The following is a 21,084-nucleotide window of genomic DNA, read 5'->3' on the forward strand; positions in this document are numbered from 1 at the left end:
GGACCCCATGCCGCACTCGGATGACCTCCTCTGGGGGGCCGTGGCCGACATCTCGCGCTTCGCCGCTCTGCTGACCATGGCGGAGCTCGGCCTGGCCGACCATCTCGCCCACGGTCCGCTCACCACCGCCGACCTGGCCGCCCGCTGCGAGGCCGACGCCCCCAGGCTGCGCCGCGTGCTGCGCGAGCTGGCCGGGATGGGCGTGGTCCGCGGCGCCGGGCCGGACACCTTCGACCTGACCGAGCGCGGCACGGCGCTGCGGTCGGACGTGCCGGACTCGGTGCGCTCGTCGATCCGGATGCTCGGCGAGGAGGGCTTCTGGCACGCCATGGGCAACCTGCCCGCGACCGTCCGCGACGGCGGCTCGGCCTTCGCCGCCCGCTACGGCCACCTGTACGACTACCTGGCGGCCAACCCGGGGGCGGGCAAGCTGTTCGACGACTACATGACCGCCCGCGCGATCCCCTTCACCGAGGGCCTGGCCAAGCGGTACGACTTCCCGGCCACCGCGACCATGGTGGACGTGGCCGGCGGCAAGGGCCACATCCTGGCCACGGTCCTGCACGCCAACCCGGACATGCGCGGCATCCTGTTCGACCTGGAGCACGTGGCCGACCGGGCCAGGGAGCTGCTGGCCGCCGAGGGGCTGGGCGAGCGGAGCGAGGTCGTCACCGGCGACTTCTTCACCGAGGTGCCGGCGGGCGGCGACGTCTACCTGCTGGCCAGCGTCCTGCACAACTGGGACGACGAGGACGCCGTCACGATCCTGCGCAACGTCCGGCGGGCGATGAACCCCGGCGGCCGCGTCCTGGTGCTGGAGGTGGTGCTGCCCGACGACGAGGCGCCGCACCTGGGCAAGGACATCGACATGCGGATGCTGGCGATCTTCGACGGCGGCGCCGAGCGCAGCCGGGAGGAGTACACGGCGCTGCTCGACCGGGCGGACCTGCGCCTGGCCGAGGTCGTCGAGCTGGGCTCGGGAGCCAGCCTCATCGAGGCCCGGCCGCGCTGAGCACGAGGGGCGGCGGCGGGCCGGATCAGCCGCCGCCGCTCCAGCCCGGCACCGCCATCCTGATCGACAGGGCGTGCTCGACCAGGTGGATCAGAGCGCTCTTGACCGAGTCCTTGGAGCGGGCGTCCAGCCGGACGAGCGGGATGTGGGGGGCCAGCGTGAGGGCGTCGCGGACCTCGGCGTCGCTGTGCGGGTACTGGCCGTCCCAGCCGTTGACGCCCACCACGAACGGCAGCTGCGCCTCCTCGAAGTAGTCGATCGCGGGAAAACTGTCGGCCAGGCGGCGGGTGTCGACCAGCACGACCGCGCCGATCGCGCCGCGCACCAGGTCGTCCCACATGAACCAGAACCGGTGCTGGCCCGGCGTGCCGAACAGATAGAGGATCAGGTCACGGTCGAGCGAGACGCGGCCGAAGTCCATCGCGACGGTCGTGGTCGACTTCAGAGGCGTCATGCCCAGGTCGTCGATCCCCGCGGAGGCGTCGGTCATCACCGCCTCGGTGGTCAACGGCATGATCTCCGAGACCGCGCCGACGAACGTCGTCTTGCCCACCCCGAAACCGCCGGCCACCACGATCTTCGTTGAAGTCAAGCCGGGGCTAGAGCCTGCGAAGTCCACTGAGCACCCTTTCGAGCAGATTAACGTCCGGCCTGCCGGCGTCCAGCTGTGGCTGATGCACGCGGACCAGGCCCTCGGCCGCCATGTCGGCGATCAGAACACGCACCACGCCCAGCGGGATCCGCAGCAGCGCCGACACCTCGGCCACGGACCTGACCTGCCTGCACAGCTGGCTGATCGCCTGGTACTCCGGCGTGATGTGGGAGAACTCCCGGTGCTCGGCGGTCGCCGACGACACCAGGGCCTCCATCGCCAGCTTGACCCTGGGCGCCGTCCGCCCACCCGTCACCGCGTACGGGCGGACGGGTGAGGCGGGGTCGGGGTGCAGCTGCGACTGGGGCTGTGGCTTGGGCGGAGGCGCCCAGCCGCCGCTGTTCCATCTCTGGTCCGTCACCTACATCACCTGGTCTGGCTGGCGCGCAACTCGGCCCGCACCGCCGGAGTGAGCACCTGACCGGCGCGATCGACCATCAGGGTCATCTGGTACGCCACCAGCCCCATGTCACAGTCCGGAGCCGCCAGGACCGCCAGACACGAGCCGTCGCTGATCGACATGATCAGCATCAGCCCGCGCTGCATCTCCACGATCGTCTGGTTGACCGCACCCCCCTCGAACACCCTGGCCGCACCCTGCGTCAGGCTCACCAGTCCCGACGCGATGGCGGCCAGCTGGTCGGCCCGGTCAGCCGGGAAGCCCGACGAGGCCGCAAGCGGCAACCCGTCGGACGAGACGACCACCGCATGTGCCACACCGGGGACCGTGCTGACGAAGTCGGTGATCAACCAGTCGACTCCGCGCGCCGCGTGGCTCAGGTCGTTCATGCGCCCTCCTCTCTGTCACTGTTGTGGGCTTCACCGTTGTAGGAGCCACGAGGGCCCGGCTGGAACGCCCTGCCCTCGGTGATGTCGTCGCGGGCCGCCCGGAAGCCCTGCTGGAAGCTGGACAACCTGTTCCGCACCCGGTCCGGCGAGACCGAGGGCATCGGGGACACGCCCTTGGGCGAGGCGGAGGTGTCGGCCGAGCCCGGCACCAGGTTCGCCTTGGGCACCCGTTTGGGCAGGCCGGCCGCGGTCGTGCCGTCGCGGGCCGGCTCGGTCACCGCCTGGGCCGCGCTCCAGCCGGCGTCGGCCTTCGTCGAGCCCCAGCCGCCCTCGTCGCGCCCGAACCAGGCCGACTCGACGGCGGCGAAGATCGGCAGGTAGTCGTCCCCGGCGGAGGCGGGCGGCACGGGCGGGATCGGGCCGGTGGCCGCCGCCTCGGTCTCGGGGAAGTCGGGCCGCGGGCGCTGGAGGCCGTCCTGCTTCCAGGGCGGCGGGGGCTCGGCCGCGGGACGCCTGGGCAGCCCGCGATCGCCGTTGTTGCGCGGCGGCGACCAGATGTCGTGGCTGTCGAAGCCGCCGCCGTGCGGGTCGGCGGGCCAGCCGTCGGACGACGGCCACTGCGGCCAGTTGCCCCCCGCCTCCGGGTTCGACGGGTACGACGGGTGCGCGGGGCCCATCTGGTAGGTGGGCCGCGGCCAGTCCTGTCCGGCGGCCGGGGGCGCCTGCGGCCAGTCGGCCGCCGGGGTGAGCGGCGCCTGCGGCCAGTCGGCTCCCGGCGCGGGCGGCGCGGGCGGCCAGTCGGCGCCGGCGGAGGCGGCCGCGGGCCAGTCGGCCTCGGGGGGAGCCGAGACCGGCGGCCAGTCGGTGGCCGGTGGCGCCGCGTGCGGCCCCACGTACGGCTCGCTCCCGGACGTGCTCTCGGCCGCCGCCGGCTGCATGCCCGCGAACCCGGGCGGCTGCGTGCCGAGCATGTTCTCCGGGACGAGCACCATGGCGGTCAGCCCGCCCGAGCTGTGCGGACGGAGCTGCACCCTGATGCCGTGCCGGTGGGCCAGCCTGGCGACCACGAACAGGCCCATCCGCCGCGAGACTGACACGTCGACGCTGGGCGAGTCGGTGAGGCGGTCGTTGGCCTGGGCCAGCTCCTCGGGGGTCATGCCGATGCCGGAGTCGGTGATCGACAACATCACGCCGCCGCCGTCGATCCTGCTGCCCGACACCGCCACCCGGGTCTCGCGCGGCGAGAACGACAGCGCGTTCTCCACCAGCTCGGCCAGCAGGTGGATGACGTCGTTGACGGCCTGGCCGGCCACCGACACGCCGTCGGGCACCTGGAGCACGACGCGCTCGTAGCTCTCGACCTCCGACAGGGAGGCGCGGGCGACGTCGACCAGCTTGACCGGCTGGCTCCAGCGCCGCGGCGGGTCCTGACCGGCCAGCACCAGCAGGTTCTCACTGTTGCGCCGCATACGCGTGGCCAGGTGGTCCAGCTTGAACAGGTTGCCGAGCCGCTGCTCGTCCTGCTCACCCTGCTCCAGACCGTCGATCAGGGTGATCTGCCGCTCCACCAGCGTCTGACTGCGCCGCGACAGGTTCACGAACATCGCGTTGACGTTCGAGCGCAGCCGCGCCTCCTCACCGGCCAGCCGGACCGCCTCGCGGTGGACCTCGTCGAAGGCGCGGGCCACCTCGCCGATCTCGTCGTGGGTGTCCACCCCGATCGGCGGGACGGGCCCGACCTTGCCGTCCCCCGCCTCGCGGAGCGCCCGCACGGTCTCCGGCAGGCGTTTGCCGGCGATGTCCAGGGCCTCGCCGCGCAGCCGGCGCAGCGGCCGGATGAGCGAGCGGGCGATGAAGGTGATGATGATCAGCACCACGATCAGCAGGATCATGATGAGCACGCCGGAGATCAGCGCCGACCGGTTGGCCGCCTCCTCCAGGGCGCGGGCCCGCAGGATGACCGAGGAGGCCAGCGACTTCTCCACGCTGCGCAGGGCGTCGATCTTGCCGGTGCTGACGTCGAACCAGGTGCCGACGTCCTTGTCCGGCCGTACGCCGATGCTCAGGGGCTTGGCCTCGACGGACTGGGCCATGGCCCGCAGCCGGAACAGGTCGGTCTGGTCGACGTCCCTGCCCACCACGGTGTCCCGGTAGAGCTCCAGCTGGTCGATGCTGGCGAGGGTGGCAAACAGGGTCTCCTCGCTCTCCTCGCGCGCCTTGGCGTCGGAGAGCGCGTCGAGCTCGCCGCTGTCGAAGCTCTTCTTGTCCAGGGCGCTGGCCAGGATGCCCCGCTGCTTGGACGCCTGCTCCTTCGCGCGCGCGATGGCCGCCATGGAGCTGGCGCTGTGGGAGATGTCGTCGTCCACCGCGACCTGTCCCACCTGGTCGTGGAACTGCAGGAGGGTGGAGATGATCTGGGAGTACTTCTGGATCATCGGCAGCGGCTGGATCTTGCCCTTGACGGCGGTGTCGCGCAGGGTCTGGATCTCCTCCAGGCGGCGCAGCACCGGGCGTACGGAGTCGGCGTGGGTGTCGGTGAGGGCGCCGGCCCGCACCTTGGCCTCGTCGATGAGGTTGTCGACCCCGCTGTAGGTGGTGCGGAGCTGGGCCGCGCGGCTCTCCGGACGGCCTTGGGCGATGTAGAGAGCGGTCTCGTCCCGTTCGAAGGCCAGTTCGTGTGTGACGGCGCCGAGCTGCTCGCTGAGCTCGGCCACCTCTCTCAGTGTCTGGTAGGTGTTGGCGTCCCTGAGGGAGGTGATCACGTTCAGCCCGCCCAGGCCCACCGCGACAGCCGTGGGCACGACGATCAACGCCACGAGGCGCGATCGTACGTGCCAATTGCCCAATCCGAACCTGTTAGAAGCAGGTTTGGGCAGCCGTCGCTTCTGGTGCCCGTGCGGCTCGCGGTCAGCGGAAGCTTCAGCGCTCTGCGTTCTCACTTGCCTCGCAACCTCTCGCCCCGGAGGGGAATTCTCGAAGACCATGCAGGTAAATGCACGTGGGGCAATATGTACAATCGAGATGAGGGCCATTTGAGCACAGGTGCCGGTCAGGACCAACCACCTATAGTGCCCCTCTGAGGCTTATATCCCGGATTGTCCAAAAATTGTGACAAAATTGGTAGACCGCCGTTTACCTGCAAAAACGGGCAGCCGAAACGTGTTCCGCAAGCCCCCTTCCGCCCGCGGAACGATCCACATCAGCTTGTCCCACCAGTAACAGACGCCCCGGTCGCCACCCTCTTTCCCAAAACGGACAAAGACATCTCACGCCTCTATTTACGATAGAGCGGCAAACGGACATTGCAACCACAAGAGTCATTTTCTTGATAATGACTGCCAATGTGGTGCTACGGTCGATTCCTGCTTGTTCGTCAGGCACTCAGCCCCGGGGGCAGTTCAGCCACCCGGTCCCCCCGGCTCCACGTCTTGAAGGGAGTCCCTGACATGAGGCTTGGCCGCTCCGCCAAGGCCGCCATCATCGGGTTCGCTGTGACTTTAGGCGCCGTAGCGTGCAGCACCGGCGGCTCAACCACCGCCAGCGCACCACCCTCCGCCTCCGCGAACGGCGGCGGCGGCGCCTTGGAGAAGACGAAGCTCAAGATCGCCACCCTGCCCGCCATCGACAGTGCCGCCATCTACGTCGCCATCGACCAGAAGCTCTTCGAGCAGGAGGGTCTCGACGTCACCCCGCAGGTCGTCCAGGCCGCCCCCGAGGCGATCCCCATGCTGGTCAACGGCGAGATCGACGCCATGTTCGGCAACTACGTGTCGATGTTCCAGGCGCACGACAAGGGGGCGATCAAGATCCACGTGCTCGCCGAGGGCTCCCGGGCCGCCCCCGACTCGCTCAGCATCATGGCGCTGCCCAACTCCCCCATCAAGACGCCGAAGGACCTCGCGGGCAAGACGATCAACGTCAACGTCCTGCACAACTTCCAGGAGCTCGCGCTCACCCAGGTGCTCAAGGCCAACAACATCGACCCCGCCACGATCAAGTACGTCCCCGTGACGTTCCAGAACATCATGGCCTCGTGGAAGAGCGGCCAGATCGACGCCGCCTACCTGGGCGAGCCGCAGGTCACCGCGGCGACCTCGTCGATGGGCGCGCGCAAGATCCTCGACCCGGCCTCCGGGCCGGCGGCGGAGTTCCCGATCTCGGGATACATCAGCACCCAGGACTGGTACGAGAAGAACCCGAGGACCGCGGCGGCCTTCCAGCGGGCCATCCACAACGCGGCCAAGCTGATGGAGAACAACCGTGAGGTGGTGGCCAAGGTGCTGCCGAACTTCACGCAGATCGACGCGTCCACGGCGGCGACGGTCACCTTCCCCTACTTCTCCAGCTCCGACAACCCGGTGCGGCTGCAGCGGGTGGCCGACTGGATGTGGGAGGCCAAGTGGCTGGGCAAGGAGATCGACGTCAAGACGTTGATGTCGCCGACGACGTCGGGGTGAGCAGTACTGCGACGGGCGTCGTCCGCCGTCCGGCCGGCGCCGCCACGCGGTGGTCGCGCCGGGCGGCGGGGGCGGCCGGCTTCGCCGTCCTCGTCGAGCTGCTGAGCCGGTCGGGGCTGGTGGACGCCGAGGTGCTGCCGCCGGCCACGCGGATCGTCGGGCGCGGCCTGGCGCTGCTCGCCGATCCGGCCTTCCTGACCCACGCCCGCACCAGCCTGCTGGCCTGGGCCCTCGGGCTCGGCCTGGCGGTGCTGGTGGCGGTGCCGCTCGGGCTGCTGCTCGGCAGCGTGCCGGTGATCGACGCCGCCACCCGCTCGGTGGTGGAGTTCCTGCGGCCGATCCCCTCGGTGGCGCTGATCCCGCTGGTCGCCCTCGTGATCGGCACCGGCCTGCAGCTCCGCGTCACGCTCGTGCTCTACGCCGCCATGTGGCCCATCCTCTACAACACCATGTACGGCCTGCGCGGCGTCGACCCCGTGGCCAAGGAGACCCTGCGCTCCTACGGCTTCGGCCCGCTGTCGGTGCTGCTGCGCGTCAGCCTGCCGTCGGCGGCGCCGTTCATCGCCACGGGCGTGCGGCTGGCGGCGTCCGTGGCGCTCATCCTGACCGTCAGCACCGAGATCGTGGCCGGGCGCGGGGAGGGCATCGGCGTGTTCATCTTCTTCGCCGGGATCGCGGTCCCGGCCAGGATGACCGACATCCTGGCCGGGGTGTTCTGGGTGGGGCTGTTCGGCGTGCTGGTCAACGCGCTGCTGGTGGCGGCCGAGCAGCGCGCCTTCCGCTGGCACCACGCCCGGCTGACGGAGGGGTCGTGACCGGGCGCGGGCCGTCGGCGCGCGGGCGCACGCGCGGCACGGCGTTCCGGGTGGCCGTGCTGGCCGTGCTGGTCCTGGCCTGGGAGGCGGGCACGCGGCTGGCGGGCAGCTCGTTCTTCCCGCCGCCGACGACGATCGTGGCCCGGATGCACCAGATGTGGTTCTCCGGCCCGCCCGGCAGCCTGTTCCTGACCGGCGCGGCGATGGACGACGTCCTGCCGAGCCTGGGCCGGATGGCCGCCGGGTTCGCCGGCGGGGCGGTGGCCGGGGTGGTGCTCGGGCTGGCGTTCGGGCTGTCGGCGCGGGTCTACGACTATCTCGACGGCGTGCTGCAGTTCCTGCGCGCGATCCCGCCGCCCGCGCTGGTCACCGTGTTCCTGGTGGTGTTCGGCTTCGGGCTGCGCATGCAGCTGGCGTTCATCATGTTCAGCGTCGTGTGGCCGGTGCTGCTCAACACCGCCGACGGCGCGCGGGCGGTCGATCCGCTGCACCTGGACACCGGGCGGGTGTTCCGGCTGTCGAGGACCGAACGCCTGCTGCGGGTCGTCCTGCCGTCGGCGCTGCCGAAGATGTTCGCCGGGCTGCGGCTGTCGTTGTCGCTCTCGCTGATCGTCATGGTCTTCGCCGAGCTGCTGCCCGGGGCCTCCAACGGCATCGGGTTCCAGCTCACCACCGCGTACTCGACGTTCGACCTGCCCGCGATGTGGGCCGGGATCGTGCTGCTCGGCGTGCTGGGCTACCTGCTCAACGAGCTGTTCCTGGTGGCCGAGCGGCGGGTGCTGGCCTGGCACCTCGGCGCGCAGCGGCTCACGGAGCAGTGAACGTGCCGGCGGCGACCGAACGGCTGCGCGGCGGCTCGTAGGCGCCCGAGTCGATGCCCCATGACGCGACCGCCAGCGGCATGATCTCCACCCACACCGGCTCGTACCCGGGTTTCAGCCGTTCACCGCCCTTGGCGTGGACCCGCCCGACCCCCTGGACGAGGACGCCGCGCGGCCCGTCCTCGGTGAAGTCGTCCACGACGAGCGAGACCTCGGGGTTGTCCCTGACGTCGCGGCGGTACCGCCGGGGACGCACGCCGCCGGGCAGCAGGCGGGAGCCGACCGCGATCATGCCGCGGTCCGGCTGGAGATGGATGCGCACGGGCACGACGTGCGGCGTTCCCCCTGCTCCCGCCGTGGCGAGCCGCGCCATGTCGTGCTCGAGCAGGTAGGCGAACTCCCCGTCACTGAATCCGCGCATCACACACCTCACACCCAGATAGGAACGAGGTTAATGGGATAACTCTGGTCTTCGGCCTGCAAAGGGCGAGAAACTTATCGTCATGTTCCCCGTCAGGGACACGTGGGACCGGATCGAGACCACTGGGGGCGACGTGAGGACGATGGTCGTGGGCGCCGGGATCGGCGGGCTCACCACCGCGCTCAGCCTGGCGGCGGCCGGGCTGGAGTGCGTGGTCGTGGAGGCGGCCGCCACGCTGAGGCCGCTCGGCGTCGGGATCAACCTGCAACCGCACGCCGTACGGGAGCTGACCGAGCTGGGGCTGGCCGGCGAGCTGGCCGCGCTGGGCGTGGAGACGACCTTCATGACCTTCGCCGACCGGCACGGCAACGTGATCCTGGCGCTGCCGCGCGGGCGCTCGGCCGGCTACCGCTGGCCGCAGTACAGCATCCACCGGGGCGAGCTGCAGATGGCGCTGCTGGCCGCGGTCGAGGAACGCGCCGTCCCGGTGCGGACGGGCGTCCGGCTGGAGGGCTTCGAGCAGGACGGCGAGGAGGTCCTCGTCCGGCTCCGGCAGGGCGGCGAGCTCGTGGAGGAACGCGTGGACGTGCTCGTCGGCGCGGACGGCGTGCAGTCCACGGTACGGGCGCTGCTGCACCCGTCGGACGACCCCCTGCTGTGGGCGGGCATCAGGATGTGGCGCGGGGTGGCCGAGGCCGACCCCGTCCTGGACGGCGCCACCGTGCTGGTGGGCGGCTCCAACCGGGCCGGGAAGTTCGTCACCTACCACATCTCGGCCAGGAACCCCCGGCTGGTCAACTGGGTGGCCGAGGTCAAGGTGGCCGAGCCCGGCGTCGCCGCGGAGGCCGACTGGTCGCGTGAGGGCCGGCTGGAGGAGGTGGCCGCGCACTTCGCCGGCTGGCGGTACCGGCCGGCCGACGTCCAGGGGCTGCTCGCGGCCTCCCCACGCATCCTGGAGTACCCGATGGTGGACCGCGACCCGCTGCCCGTCTGGGGAGAGGGCCGGGTGACGCTGCTGGGCGACGCCGCGCACCCGATGTACCCGATCGGCTCGAACGGCGGCTCGCAGGCGGTGCTCGACGCGCGGGTGCTGGCCCGGTGCCTGGCGACGTGCGGGGACCCGGTCACGGCGCTCAAGGCGTACGAGGAGGAACGGCGTCCGCCCACGTCGGCGCTGGTGCTGGCGCATCGGGCGTTGCCCATCGAGGATACGATCGGGCTGGTGACCGAGCGCGCGCCCGACGGGTTCGCCGACATCGCCGACGTGCTGACGGAGGCCGAGCTGGCCGCCATGGCCGGGGCGCAGCGGCGTATCTCCGACGCCGACGTCCGGGCGCTGAACGAGCGGGAGTCGTGGAGCGTACGCATCCCATGACAGCCGCGAAGACTCAAGGGTAAGATCCGACACCGTAGAGCCATACCGACATTTCCGGCTTCCCGAGTCGGTCCTCCGCTCGCGGCCTCGCCCCCTAGGACATCCATGCTCGAGATCGAGAACCTCTCCCACGTGTACGGCGGCGGTGGCCCCAACGCTCACCACGCCATCGAAGGGCTGAACCTGAGCGTCGCCGCGGGCGAGCTGCTGTGCATCGTCGGGCCGTCGGGGGCCGGGAAGTCCACCCTGCTGCGCTCCATCGCCGGGCTGATCAGGCCGACGGGCGGCGAGATCAGGGTCGAGGGCGAGCTGGTGCGGCAGACTCCCGACAACCTGGCGGTGGTCTTCCAGGACTACAGCCGCTCGCTGTTCCCGTGGATGTCGGTGGCCGACAACGTGGCCCTGCCGCTGCGCCGCAGGGGCATGGACAAGCAGCAGCGCCGCGAGGCCGCCCAGGAGGCGCTGGAGTCGGTCGGGCTCCAGGGCGCCGAGAAGAAGTACCCGTTCCAGCTCTCCGGCGGCATGCAGCAGCGGGTGGCGATCGCGCGGGCGCTGGCCTACCGGCCCTCGCTCATGCTCATGGACGAGCCGTTCGGCTCGGTCGACGCCCAGACCCGCGAAGACCTGGAAGACCTCGTGCTGAAGGTGCGCGGCCACCACCAGATGACGATCGTGCTCATCACCCACGACATCGACGAGAGCGTCTACGTCGGCGACCGCGTCGTGGTGTTGTCGAAGGCCCCCGCGCACGTGGTCGGCGACCTCAAGGTCGACCTGCCCGCGCCGCGCGACCAGATCACCACCCGCGAGCACCCCGACTTCGTGCACCTGCGCGCCGAGGTCGGCCGTCTGGTGCGCGGCCACGCCGCCACCGTCTGACCCGCGGGCGGGCGCGCGGTCTCAGCCGCGGGTGCGGGCCACCAGCAGGGCGATGTCGTCCTCCGGTGGCCGGTCGCCGGTCATGGCGCTGATGACCGAGGTGCAGAAGTCGTCCAGCCCGGGAGCTGCGGTCACGGCTGCGGTCAGCGCGGCAGCCAGGCGGTCGATGCCCGCCTCGATGTCGGCCTCGCGGGTCTCGATCAGGCCGTCGGTGTAGAGCGCGATCAGGCTGCCGGGGCGCAGTTCCAGGTCGAGCGGGCGCAAGTCGCCCAGGCCCAGGCCGATCGGGGTGCCGGTGGGCGGGCGCGGGAAGGTGACCGCGCCGTCCGGGGTGACGATCGCCGGGGGCGGGTGGCCGGCCGCCGCCATCGCGCAGCGCCGGGTGGCGGGGTCGTACACGGCGTACAGGCAGGTGGCGCCGGTGAGGTCGGGTGGCAGGCCGCCGGCGTCGGCGTCCTCCTCGGCCAGCCGGACGACCAGGGCGTCGAGGTGGGCGAGCAGCTCGTCCGGGGGCAGGCCCACGTAGGCGAGGGTGCGCACGGCGGTGCGCAGGCGTCCCATGGTGGCGGCGGCGTTGATGCCGTGCCCGGTCACGTCGCCGACGACCAGGGCGACCCGCCCGCCGCCCAGCGGGATCGCGTCGAACCAGTCGCCGCCGACGCCCTCGTGGACGTCGGCGGGCAGGTAGCGCGTGGCCAGGTCCACCGCGCCGCCGCCGGTCAGGTTCCGCGGCAGCAGGTCGCGCTGGAGGGCGAGCGCCGCGTTGCGCTCGCGGGTGTAACGCCACGCGTTGTCCAGGCTCAGCGCCGCCCGCGTGCCCAGCTCCTCGGCGAGCAGCAGGTCGTCCCTGGTGAACGGCTCCCGGTTGTCGGTGCGGACGAACACCGCGATCCCCAGCACCTCTCCCCTGGCCGCCAGCGGCACGATGATCAGCGTGTGCATGCCGGTGGCGCGGATGACCCTGGCCCGCTCGGGATCCTGGTCGAGCCAGGTGCCGGGCGAGGTGTCCAGCACGGGCTCGAAGTGCGCCCGCCCCGACGCCAGGACCGCCGTGAACGGCGACGACGGCGGCACGAACACCGCCTGCCCGCGCGGCCAGAGCGACTCGGGCACCCCCTGGTGGATCGAGGCCACCCCCGCCCGGCGGAACACCGGCACGCTCGTCGCCGTGGCGGCCAGCCGCTGCAACGGCACGGTGTCGGGCAGCACCTGTTCGGCCAGGTCCACGGTGACGTAGTCGGCCAGCGCCGGCACGGCCAGCTCGGCCAGCTCCTGGGCGGTCTTCCAGACGTCCAGGGTGCTGCCGACGCGCACGCTGGCCGCGCGCAGCAGGGCCAGGCGGTCGCGGGCGCGGCTGTCGCTGATGTCGATGGCGACGGAGTGCACGCCGAGCGGGCGGCCGTCCACGCCTTCGAGGCGGAACAGGGAGGTCGACAGGGTGCGTTCGACGTGCCGGTCCGGTGACGTCCAGCGCGCCTCCCGGTCCACCTGCGGGACGCCGTCGGCCAGCACCCTGCGCATGGCCTCCACGGCGGAGCGGGTGTCGGCGCCGGGCAGCGGATCGGTCAGCGCGCGGCCCACCTCGTAGTGGGGGAAGACCACGCGCAGGCGCCGGGCGGCGTCGTTCAGCCAGACGCAGCGCAGGCCGAGGTCCCAGATCGCCATGCCGACGGGCGTGTGGCTCATCAGCGACTCCAGCACCGGACGGCCGCCGCCGGCCACCGGCCGGACGGTCAGCAGCCAGGACGCCCGGCCGTCGAGCGCGCGCAGCCGGGCGCCCTCGACGTGCGCGAGCAGCCGGGAGCCGTCGCGGCGGCGGATCTCCTGCAGCCCCGACCAGTGCTCCGGCCAGTGCTCCGGCCGCTGCCCCGACCAGTCCTCCGGCCAGTGCTCCGGCCGCTGCCCCGACCAGTGCTCTGGCCCGGCCCGCAGGGGTGATCGCGCGTCGTCCGGCGCGAGCAGCAGGCCGAGGCCGTGGCCGAGCACGTCGGGGGCCCGGTGGCCGAAGAGCTGCTGCGCCGCGCGGGTCCAGCCGACCACGACGCCCTCGGCGTCGGCCACGACGACCGCCGTGGGGTCCGCCTCACTCTCAGGTGTGGACATGCCGTCATTCGTTCCCCACCCGCGGCCCGTCCATCGGCGCAGGTCGGCACAGGTCGGCACAGGTCGGCGCGGCTGCCGCCCCGTCGGCGGGCGCGCGCGGATCGGGATGCGCGCGCCCGGGGCGCGTCGGGCTATACCGGCGTGGTGGAGTGGCGGGTGAGCGCGTGCTCCACCAGCGTGATCAGGGTGGATTTCACCGTGTCGCGCTGGCGGGCGTCGAGGCGGACGATCGGGATGTGCCCGCCGACGGACAGGGCCTCGCGGATCTCGTCCTCCGCGTGGGCGAACTGGCCGTCCCAGCCGTTGATGCCGATGACGAAGGGCAGCTTGGCCTCTTCGAAGTAGTCGATGGCGGGGAAGCTGTCCGCCAGACGGCGCGTGTCCACCAGCACGACGGCGCCGATCGCGCCGCGCACGAGGTCGTCCCACATGAACCAGAACCGGTGCTGTCCGGGCGTGCCGAACAGGTAGAGGATCAGGTCGCGGTCCAGCGACACACGTCCGAAGTCCATCGCCACGGTGGTGGTCGTCTTGTTCGGCGTGAGCGAGACGTCGTCGACGTGGGCCGAGGCGTCCGTCATGACCGCTTCCGTGGTGAGCGGCAGGATCTCCGAGACCGCTCCCACGAACGTCGTCTTCCCCACGCCGAAGCCCCCGGCCACGACGATTTTCGTCGAGGTCAGACCGGGGCTAGAGCCTGCGAAGTCCACTGAGCACCCTTTCGAGCAAGTTGAGGTCCGGCTTTCCCGCGTCCAGCGCAGGCTGGTGCACGCGGATCAGGCCCTCCGACGCCATGTCGGCGATCAGCACCCGGACCACACCAAGGGGCTGGCGTAAAAGGGCGGAGATCTCGGCAACCGACCGGACGTTCCGGGTCAGCTGGATGATCGCCTGATACTCCGGACTCAGTAGGGAAATGTCTTGGTATTCCGACGTCACGGAGGACACCAAAGCCTCCATGGCGAACTTCATCCGCGGCGCGGTGCGCCCCCCGGTCACGGCATAGGGCCGTACCAGGGAACTCGGCTTCTGCGGACGAGGGGCCGCCGGATGCGGCGGAGTGCTATCACCAGCCCAACCCTGACCTGACACCATGATCTCCTGTCACCGCCCGCTAGCGGGGGCGGGCCGCTTGCAGCTCAGCGCGTACGGCCGGGGTGAGCACCTGACCGGCGCGCTCGACCAGCAGCGTCATCTGGTAGGCCACGAGTCCCATGTCACAGTCGGGAGCCGCGAGGACGGCCAGACAGGACCCGTCGCTGATGGACATGATCATCAACAGCCCGCGCTGCATCTCGATGACGGTCTGGGTGACCATGCCGCCCTCGAAGACCCGCGCGGCGCCCTGCGTCAAACTGATCACGCCCGAGGCGACCGCGGCGAGCTGGTCGGCCCGGTCCTTGGGGAAACCCTCCGAGAAGGCCAGCGGCAGGCCGTCGGACGACACCACGACGGTGTGCGCGACGCCCGGCACGTTGTTCACGAAGTCGGTGATCAGCCAGCTGATGCCACGCGCTCCCTGGCTCATCTCTCTCATTTGTCCTCCTCATTCTCTTCTCCGCGGGTGAACGCGCGGCCTTGCCGCACTCCCTGCTGGAAGCTGGAGAGCCTGCTGCGCAACCGCTCGGGCGAGATCTGCGGCGGCGGCGACGTGGGCTGCGGCTCGGCGAGACTGGCCGTACCGGGCACGAGGTTGGCCTTGGGCACCCGGCGCGGCAGGCCCGAGGACGTCGTGCCGGCCTGGGCGGGCTGCGCCGCGGCCTGGGCCGCCTGGAAGCCGGAGTCGGCGGGCGAGGACCACGACGCGCCGGCGCCCGACTGGCCGGGCCTGCGCTGCGGCAGCCCGGACCGGCCCACCGCCGGGGCGGCGGGCGGCGCGGCCGCAGGAGGATCGGCGGGCACGGCCGGATGCACGGCGGTGATCTCGTGCTCGGGCTCCTGCTCCTGCTGGCGCAGCTGCTCGGGGTCGGGCCTGCGGAACCAGTCCGAGCCGACGGACGAGAAGATCGGCAGGAACTCCTCGCTCTGCTCCTCCAGGGGCGAGGTGCGCACCACGGGGAGCGGGCCGGTCAGGTCCTGGGAGGAGTAGTCGCCCTGGCCGAACGGGCCGTAGGCGCCCGGCCGGCTCTGCTCGTACTGGTCGGCGGGCTTGGGCTCCTCCGCGCCGAACCCCGGCAGGTCGCCGAACGCCGCCCGGTAGGGCTCCTCGCCGAACGCCGAGGGGCGCGGCGGGTCGACCGACTCGAACAGGGACCGCCGCGGCGGCTCCTCGTTGAAGGCCGACTGGCCGAGCGAGGTGTCGCCGAAGGACGGCGAGCCGAAGGAGGACCAGCGAGGCTCCTCCGTCCCGCTCTGCGGCGGCTCGGTGGCGAAGGACGGCCAGCGGGGCTCGTCGTCCTGCAGGGGCGGGGGCTGCTCGGCGAAGGAGGGCCAGCGCTGCTCGCCCCACGGGGACTGGGCCTGCGGCTGCGGCTCGGGCTGGGCCGCGGGCGGCTCGTCGGCGAAGAACGGCTTGGGCGCATCGCCGAAGGCCGGCTTCGGCTCCTCGCCGAAGAACGGCTTGGGCTCGTCGCCGAAGAACGGCTTCGGCTCCTCGGTGAAGGAGGGCTTGGGCTCCTCGGCGAACGACGGCCAGCGCGGCTCGTCCCGGGCCGGCTCCTCGCCGAAGGATCCCCAGCGGGTCTCCTCCTGGGCCGGCTCGTCGGCGAAGGAAGGCCAGTTGCCGGTGCCCGGCGCGGGCAGCGAGCCCGGCCACTGCGTGTCCAGCACCCGGTCGGCCGCGTCGGGCGCGGAGACGGGCGCGCCGTTCTGGCTCGCCTCGGCGGGCGCGGCGGCGATGCCGAACTGGCTCGGGTCGAACGTGGTGAACGCCTCGTACTGGCTGCCGGGCTGCTGCGGCATGCCGGCGCCGCCGCTGATGAGCATGTCGGGCATCATCACCAGCGCGCTCAGGCCGCCGGTCTCCCGCATGCTGAGCTGGACGCGGATGCCGTGGCGCAGGGCCAGGCGGCCGACCACGAACAGGCCCATGCGGCGGGAGACGCCGACGTCCACGACGGGCGGGTTGGCCAGGCGCCAGTTGGCCTCGGCGAGCTCCTCGGGGCTCATGCCGATGCCCAGGTCGTTGATGGAGATCATGACGCCGCCGTCGGTGGCCACGCTGGAGACCTCGACCTTGCTCTCGCGCGGCGAGAAGGAGATCGCGTTCTCGATCAGCTCGGCGAGCAGGTGGACGGCGTCGGTGACGGCCGGGCCGACGATCAGCGTGCCGGACGGGATCTTGATCTGGACCCGCTCGTAGTTCTCGACCTCCGACAGCGAGGCGCGGGCGATGTCGACCAGCGGCACCGGCTCGCTCCACTTGCGCGCGGCCTCCTGGCCGGCGAGGACCAGGAGGTTCTCGCTGTTGCGGCGCATGCGGGTGGCCAGGTGGTCGAGGCGGAAGAGGTTGGCGAGCCGCTGCTCGTCCTCCTCGCCCTGCTCCAGGCCCTCGATGAGCTGCAGCTGCCGTTCGACCAGCGTCTGGCTGCGGCGGGAGAGGTTGACGAACATGGCGTTGACGTTGGCGCGCAGCTTGGCCTCGTCGCCGGCCAGCCGGAGCGCCTCGCGGTGGACCTCGTCGAAGGCCCGCGCCACTTCACCGATCTCGTCGCGGGTGTTGACGCCGACCGACGGCACTTCGGGCATCTGCGCGCCGTCGCCGGACTCGCGCAGGATGCGGACGGTCTCGGGCAGCCGGGTGGTGGCCACCTGGAGCGCCTCGGCGCGCAGCCGGCGCAGCGGGCGGACCAGCGAACCGGCCACCCGGGTGGTGATGATCAGGACGAGCAGCAGCAGCACGAGGATGGTCGCGCCGCTGATGATGGCGTTGCGCTGCTCGGTGTCGCTCAGCTCGCGGGCCCTGGCCACGATCTTGGTGGCCAGGGAGTCCTCGACCTTGCGCATGGTGTTGCCGGCCAGGGTGGTGCTGTCGTACCAGCGGCTCAGGTCGCGGGCGGAGGTGACGTCGAGGTCACGGATCCGGTTGTACTCGCGGACCTGGGCCAGGGCGCGCTGCCGCATGGCGTCGGCGCGGTCGATGTCCGGCCCGCGCATGGTCTTCTGGTACGCCCGCAGGTCCGCCGGGTCGGCCTCCCGCTCGAAGGCGGTCAGCTCGGCCTGCTGGCGGCTCCACGAGCCGAGGAACTCCGACAGGTCGTCGTAGTCCAGCTCACGCTCGATGAGCGCGATCATGAGAATGGCCTGCTGCCTGGAGACTTCTTCCTTGACCCGCTGCAGCGAGCCGAGGGCGGCCACGTCACCCTGGAGGTCGTCGTCGTTCACCCCGTCGCCCAGGTCGCCCTGGATCGCGGAGAAGACGCCGATCATGGTGGTGTACGTGGTGATCGCGGCTCGCGGGGGCACGCCCTCGGCCACCATCGACGCGCGGAGGCTGTCGAGGCCGGTGAGCCACCGGCGCATGTTCTCCACACCGTCGCGGATACGGGCCGAGTGCGCGGCGTCGATGGCGTTGGCCGAGGCCAGCACCTTCTTCTTGGCCGCGTCGACGGCCAGGCGCTGGGTCTTGAGCTGACCGAACCGCCCCGCCTTCGACTGGTCGGTGACGTACCACGCGGTGAGCGTGCGCTCCTTGGCCAGCTCGTGGTTGAGCCCGCCGATGCGCTGCACCAGCTCGGCGACCTGGGTCAGCCGGCGGTACTCGGAGCTCGTCCCGATGGCGTTGGCGAGCTGCACGCCCGCGAGGAGCACGCCCACGATGGTGGGGATGAGGATCAGCGCGATCAACCTCGAGCGCACACGCCAGTTCCCCAGCCGGAACCTTCCGCCTGTGTACTCCCCTGACCTCGTGTGCCTGGGGTTTTCCGTCCTCACTGACTCTCGCTACCTCTCGCCGGTACGTGCTCGAAAGAAATCAGACACGCGTGTGGCGCATGGGATTCTGTCCGGCTGGGTAATTGGAACACAGTCCGTACCAGACGGCCAACCGTACATTTCCCACTAAATGCACCCAAAGCGACACTTTGGGCGTCATATCGCCGTACACGTTTTCAGGCGGGCCGGAACGAATCCCGCTCCACGGGTGCCGCGTGCTTGACCATGAGATGCCGCGTCACCGAATACTCCTGCACCGCCTCCTGGCTCATGTCCTTGCCGAACCCGCTGCCCTTCACGCCGCCGTGCGGCGCCTCGCTGGCGATCGGCAGGTGATCGTTCACCCAGGTCACACCCACGTCGAGCCGATGCGACACGCGCATCGCCCGCGCGACGTCGCGCGACCACACCGACGAGGCGAGCCCGTAGGGGGTGTCGTTGGCCAGCCGGACGGCCTCGTCCTCGCCGTCGAACGGCAGAGCCACAAGGACCGGTCCGAAAAGTTCACCTTGGACGATCTCGCTGTCCTGTGCGACATCGGTCACAAGCGTCGGCGGGTAGAAGAAGCCCGGCCCCTCGACGGGCGCGCCGCCGTGCACGATCCGTCCGCCCGAGCGCGCGACGAAGCCGTGCACGCGCTCGCGGTGGGCGGCCGAGATCAGCGGGCCGATGTCCGTCGCCGGGTCCCAGGGGTCGCCCACGGTGATCTCGGCGAGAGTCGCGCGGATGGCCTCCACGGCGTCGTCGTAGATCTCGCGGGCGACGTAGACGCGGGTGGCCGCGGTGCAGTCCTGGCCGGTGTTGTACGTGGCGCCCATGGCCACGCCGCGGGCCATCTCGGCCAGGTCGGCGTCCTGGAAGACCAGGGCGGGCGCCTTGCCGCCGAGTTCGAGGTGCACCCGCTTGAGGGTGGCCGCCGCGCCGGTCATGACCGCCCGGCCGGTGCCGGTCGAGCCGGTGACGCTGACCATGTCCACGCCCGGGTCGGTCACCAGCGCCTGGCCGACCTCGGCGTCGCCGGTGACCGCCTGGACGAGCCCTTCGGGCGCGCCCGCCTTGGCGAACAGCTCGGCCAGGCGCAGCGTCGTCCGCGGCGTCTGCGGCGCCGGCTTGATGACCACGGCGTTCCCGGCGGCCACGGCCGGGCCGACCTTCCACACCGCCATGACGAACGGGAAGTTCCACGGCGCGATCGACCCCACCACCCCGACCGGACGACGCAGCAGCACCGAGGTGTAACCGGCGCTGAACACCCCGGCCCCCGACCCTTCGAGCGAACGGGCGGCGCCGGCGAAGAAGCGCAGGTTGTCGACGGCGAAGGGCAGCTCGCCGTCCCTGAACACGGCCGCCGGCTTGCCGGTCTCCTCCACCTCCAGCCGAGTCAGCTCCTCGGCGTCGGCCTCCACCAGGTCGGCCAGGCGCAGCAGCAGCCGCTGGCGCTCGGCGGGGGTGGTCTGCGCCCACTCCTCGAACGCGCCCCGGGCGGTCCGGACGGCCGCCGCCACGTCGGCCACCGGGGTGTCCGGGATCTCGGCGCACGGGAGGCCGGTGGCGGGGTTGATCAGTTCACGCATGGAAAGTCCTCGAAATCCCTACTGGCCGAGCTGTTCGATCAGGTCGGCGGCCTTGCGCAGGCCGTCGCGGCGGCGGATCTCCTCGCCGGCGGCGGCGAGCCTCGCGCGCATCTCGGTGTCGCCGAGCAGGCGCTCCACCGCGCCGGTCAGCTCCTCGTCGGTGAAGGTGTAGGTCGACAGCCGGACACCGTAGCCCAGCTCGTCCACCCGCTGGGCGTTGTCGTACTGGTCCCAGAACAGCGGCAGCACGATCATCGGCTTGCCGAAGTGCGCCGCCTCGGTGGTGGTGTTGTTGCCGCCGTGCGTGATGACCAGGTCGCACAGGGGGATGATCTTCGTCTGCGGCAGGAACTCGGCGCCGTACATGTTGTCGGCGAGCTTGATCTCCTCGTGCAGCGGGCCCTTGGAGACGATGTACTGGTGCCGCGTGCCGGCCAGGATGTCGATCACGCGCTGCATCAGCTCCACGTCGGAGGAGCCGAGCGAGCCGAGCGAGAAGTAGATCAGCGAGCCGTCGTTGCGCTCGAAGGGCAGCGTGAAGTCCTCGTCGGTCTCGCGCACCGAGGAGTCGAGCCGGTGCCAGCTCGGGCCGAGCGGGCGGGCGTCGGTGTAGTCGAGGATCTCGGGGAAGACGTACAGGTTCAGGTCGCCCTCGTGGATGAAGTCCAGGTCGGGCAGCGGGGCGGTGCCCTGCTCGACGCACCACTCGTTGAAGGCGGTCCAGATCTCGCGGTGGGTGCGCTCGTACTCGGCGCGGAAGGCGTCCCAGCCAGAGCGGTCGTCGGCGGGCAGGCCGGAGAAGACCGGCGCGACGTTCTCGCCGCGCACCTCCAGCGGGTTGCAGGAGACGATCCGGACGAACTTCTTGCCCGCCGTGAGCAGCGCCGGGAACGTGATCACGTTGTCCTCGACGATCACGTCCGGGTTCACCCGCTCGATGATGGCCTTGAGCTGCGGCTCGCAGTACTTGGCGCCGTCGATGAGGGAGTCCCAGATGGGCTTGATGACGGTGTCGAGCTGCTCCAGCGTGCTCTTGCGGTACTCCGGCGCGGTGTCGCGGATGAAGTCCTTCCAGAACTGGCCGGCGTCCTGCTCCTCGGCGTTCTCGGGCGGCGGGGCCAGGTCGACGAGGTCCTCCTCGAAGCCGAGCGCTTCGAGCTTGCCCTTCCAGGACGACTCCGCGGCGAAGACGACGCGGTGCCCGCGACGGCGGAGAATGTCGCCGACGCCGATGCAGTTGTTCGTGGGGCCGTACGCGCTCTCTGGCATGAACAGGATGGTGAGGGACATCGTGAACTCCGGGGGAACTCGTCA

At 71.3% G+C, this 21,084-nt stretch carries 18 protein-coding genes; 6 read left to right on the forward strand and 12 right to left on the reverse strand.

From position 1 onward, the window contains the following. Positions 1-7 precede the first annotated feature (7 nt). Positions 8-1,012, forward strand: a complete 1,005-nt coding sequence (locus AB0J76_RS06780) for a methyltransferase (protein WP_352329410.1) — start codon at positions 8-10, stop codon at positions 1,010-1,012. A 25-nt stretch (positions 1,013-1,037) separates the two neighbouring features. Here the strand turns inward: AB0J76_RS06780 and AB0J76_RS06785 are convergent, their stop codons facing one another. The 4 genes from AB0J76_RS06785 to AB0J76_RS06800 form a co-directional block, all read right to left on the reverse strand. After that, a complete protein-coding gene (locus tag AB0J76_RS06785) occupies positions 1,038-1,604 on the reverse strand; it encodes an ATP/GTP-binding protein (protein ID WP_352329408.1) in 567 nt (188 codons plus the stop codon). 7 nt (positions 1,605-1,611) lie between these two features. Further along, positions 1,612-1,959, reverse strand: coding sequence for a DUF742 domain-containing protein (locus tag AB0J76_RS06790; RefSeq protein ID WP_352350491.1), 348 nt, complete (start codon positions 1,957-1,959; stop codon positions 1,612-1,614). A 71-nt stretch (positions 1,960-2,030) separates the two neighbouring features. Beyond that, positions 2,031-2,453 carry a roadblock/LC7 domain-containing protein gene (locus AB0J76_RS06795; protein WP_020546542.1) on the reverse strand — a complete coding sequence of 141 codons (423 nt, stop codon included), beginning with the start codon at positions 2,451-2,453 and terminating at the stop codon, positions 2,031-2,033. After that, complete coding sequence (locus AB0J76_RS06800; protein WP_364389037.1) at positions 2,450-5,269, reverse strand: nitrate- and nitrite sensing domain-containing protein; 2,820 nt, start codon at positions 5,267-5,269, stop codon at positions 2,450-2,452. The genes AB0J76_RS06795 and AB0J76_RS06800 overlap by 4 nt, the downstream gene beginning before the upstream one ends. A gap of 765 nt (positions 5,270-6,034) precedes the next feature. Here AB0J76_RS06800 and AB0J76_RS06805 point away from each other — a divergent pair. Genes AB0J76_RS06805 through AB0J76_RS06815 form a run of 3 tightly spaced genes read left to right on the forward strand, consistent with a single transcriptional unit; the run spans position 6,035 to position 8,546 of the window. Further along, positions 6,035-6,910 (forward strand): ABC transporter substrate-binding protein, encoded by an 876-nt coding sequence (locus AB0J76_RS06805; RefSeq protein WP_364389040.1) that lies wholly within the window; start codon positions 6,035-6,037, stop codon positions 6,908-6,910. Next, positions 6,907-7,725, forward strand: a complete 819-nt coding sequence (locus AB0J76_RS06810; protein WP_352321468.1) for an ABC transporter permease subunit — start codon at positions 6,907-6,909, stop codon at positions 7,723-7,725. The genes AB0J76_RS06805 and AB0J76_RS06810 overlap by 4 nt, the downstream gene beginning before the upstream one ends. Beyond that, positions 7,722-8,546 (forward strand): ABC transporter permease subunit, encoded by an 825-nt coding sequence (locus AB0J76_RS06815; RefSeq protein WP_352321466.1) that lies wholly within the window; start codon positions 7,722-7,724, stop codon positions 8,544-8,546. The genes AB0J76_RS06810 and AB0J76_RS06815 overlap by 4 nt, the downstream gene beginning before the upstream one ends. Here AB0J76_RS06815 and AB0J76_RS06820 read toward each other — a convergent pair. Next, on the reverse strand, positions 8,533-8,967 hold the full coding sequence (locus AB0J76_RS06820; RefSeq protein ID WP_352321464.1) for a pyridoxamine 5'-phosphate oxidase family protein: 435 nt from the start codon (positions 8,965-8,967) through the stop codon (positions 8,533-8,535). The genes AB0J76_RS06815 and AB0J76_RS06820 overlap by 14 nt on opposite strands. An 82-nt stretch (positions 8,968-9,049) precedes the next feature. Between AB0J76_RS06820 and AB0J76_RS06825 the strand changes: the two genes are divergently transcribed. Both AB0J76_RS06825 and AB0J76_RS06830 read left to right on the forward strand, forming a co-directional pair. Next, on the forward strand, positions 9,050-10,342 hold the full coding sequence (locus AB0J76_RS06825; RefSeq protein ID WP_352321462.1) for a flavin-dependent oxidoreductase: 1,293 nt from the start codon (positions 9,050-9,052) through the stop codon (positions 10,340-10,342). A 105-nt stretch (positions 10,343-10,447) separates the two neighbouring features. Then, entirely contained in the window at positions 10,448-11,221 is a 774-nt protein-coding gene (locus AB0J76_RS06830; protein WP_352321461.1) for an ABC transporter ATP-binding protein, read from the forward strand. A gap of 21 nt (positions 11,222-11,242) precedes the next feature. Here the strand turns inward: AB0J76_RS06830 and AB0J76_RS06835 are convergent, their stop codons facing one another. The 7 genes from AB0J76_RS06835 to AB0J76_RS06865 all read right to left on the reverse strand — a co-directional run bounded on the left by AB0J76_RS06835 (position 11,243) and on the right by AB0J76_RS06865 (position 21,039). After that, on the reverse strand, positions 11,243-13,324 hold the full coding sequence (locus AB0J76_RS06835; RefSeq protein WP_352321459.1) for a SpoIIE family protein phosphatase: 2,082 nt from the start codon (positions 13,322-13,324) through the stop codon (positions 11,243-11,245). Positions 13,325-13,455: 131 nt separating this feature from the next. Next, positions 13,456-14,007, reverse strand: coding sequence for an ATP/GTP-binding protein (locus AB0J76_RS06840; RefSeq protein ID WP_352321483.1), 552 nt, complete (start codon positions 14,005-14,007; stop codon positions 13,456-13,458). Positions 14,008-14,014: 7 nt separating this feature from the next. Further along, positions 14,015-14,419, reverse strand: coding sequence for a DUF742 domain-containing protein (locus tag AB0J76_RS06845; RefSeq protein ID WP_055507219.1), 405 nt, complete (start codon positions 14,417-14,419; stop codon positions 14,015-14,017). Between the two features lie 19 nt (positions 14,420-14,438). Then, the gene (locus tag AB0J76_RS06850) at positions 14,439-14,852 is read right to left on the reverse strand and encodes a roadblock/LC7 domain-containing protein (protein ID WP_201760494.1); all 414 of its coding nucleotides are present in this window, start codon (positions 14,850-14,852) and stop codon (positions 14,439-14,441) included. 5 nt (positions 14,853-14,857) lie between these two features. Continuing rightward, a complete protein-coding gene (locus AB0J76_RS06855) occupies positions 14,858-18,121 on the reverse strand; it encodes a nitrate- and nitrite sensing domain-containing protein (RefSeq protein ID WP_352321457.1) in 3,264 nt (1,087 codons plus the stop codon). A gap of 251 nt (positions 18,122-18,372) precedes the next feature. Beyond that, positions 18,373-19,770 (reverse strand): aminobutyraldehyde dehydrogenase, encoded by a 1,398-nt coding sequence (locus tag AB0J76_RS06860; RefSeq protein WP_352321455.1) that lies wholly within the window; start codon positions 19,768-19,770, stop codon positions 18,373-18,375. A gap of 18 nt (positions 19,771-19,788) precedes the next feature. Further along, entirely contained in the window at positions 19,789-21,039 is a 1,251-nt protein-coding gene (locus AB0J76_RS06865; RefSeq protein ID WP_352321453.1) for a glycosyltransferase, read from the reverse strand. Between the last annotated feature and the right edge of the window lie 45 nt (positions 21,040-21,084).

This window comes from Nonomuraea sp. NPDC049624 (genome assembly GCF_040675255.1).
In the GTDB taxonomy this organism is placed as follows: Bacteria; Actinomycetota; Actinomycetes; order Streptosporangiales; family Streptosporangiaceae; genus Nonomuraea.

What these genes read in the sequence shown, in the direction of transcription:
- AB0J76_RS06780 (WP_352329410.1), top strand. Translation starts at nt 8, where the DNA reads ATGCCGCACTCGGATGACCTCCTCTGGGGGGCCGTGGCCGACATCTCG.
- AB0J76_RS06795 (WP_020546542.1), bottom strand. Translation starts at nt 2,453, where the DNA reads ATGAACGACCTGAGCCACGCGGCGCGCGGAGTCGACTGGTTGATCACC.
- AB0J76_RS06820 (WP_352321464.1), bottom strand. Translation starts at nt 8,967, where the DNA reads ATGCGCGGATTCAGTGACGGGGAGTTCGCCTACCTGCTCGAGCACGAC.
- AB0J76_RS06825 (WP_352321462.1), top strand. Translation starts at nt 9,050, where the DNA reads ATGTTCCCCGTCAGGGACACGTGGGACCGGATCGAGACCACTGGGGGC.
- AB0J76_RS06830 (WP_352321461.1), top strand. Translation starts at nt 10,448, where the DNA reads ATGCTCGAGATCGAGAACCTCTCCCACGTGTACGGCGGCGGTGGCCCC.
- AB0J76_RS06835 (WP_352321459.1), bottom strand. Translation starts at nt 13,324, where the DNA reads ATGTCCACACCTGAGAGTGAGGCGGACCCCACGGCGGTCGTCGTGGCC.
- AB0J76_RS06845 (WP_055507219.1), bottom strand. Translation starts at nt 14,419, where the DNA reads ATGGTGTCAGGTCAGGGTTGGGCTGGTGATAGCACTCCGCCGCATCCG.
- AB0J76_RS06850 (WP_201760494.1), bottom strand. Translation starts at nt 14,852, where the DNA reads ATGAGCCAGGGAGCGCGTGGCATCAGCTGGCTGATCACCGACTTCGTG.
- AB0J76_RS06860 (WP_352321455.1), bottom strand. Translation starts at nt 19,770, where the DNA reads ATGCGTGAACTGATCAACCCCGCCACCGGCCTCCCGTGCGCCGAGATC.
- AB0J76_RS06865 (WP_352321453.1), bottom strand. Translation starts at nt 21,039, where the DNA reads ATGCCAGAGAGCGCGTACGGCCCCACGAACAACTGCATCGGCGTCGGC.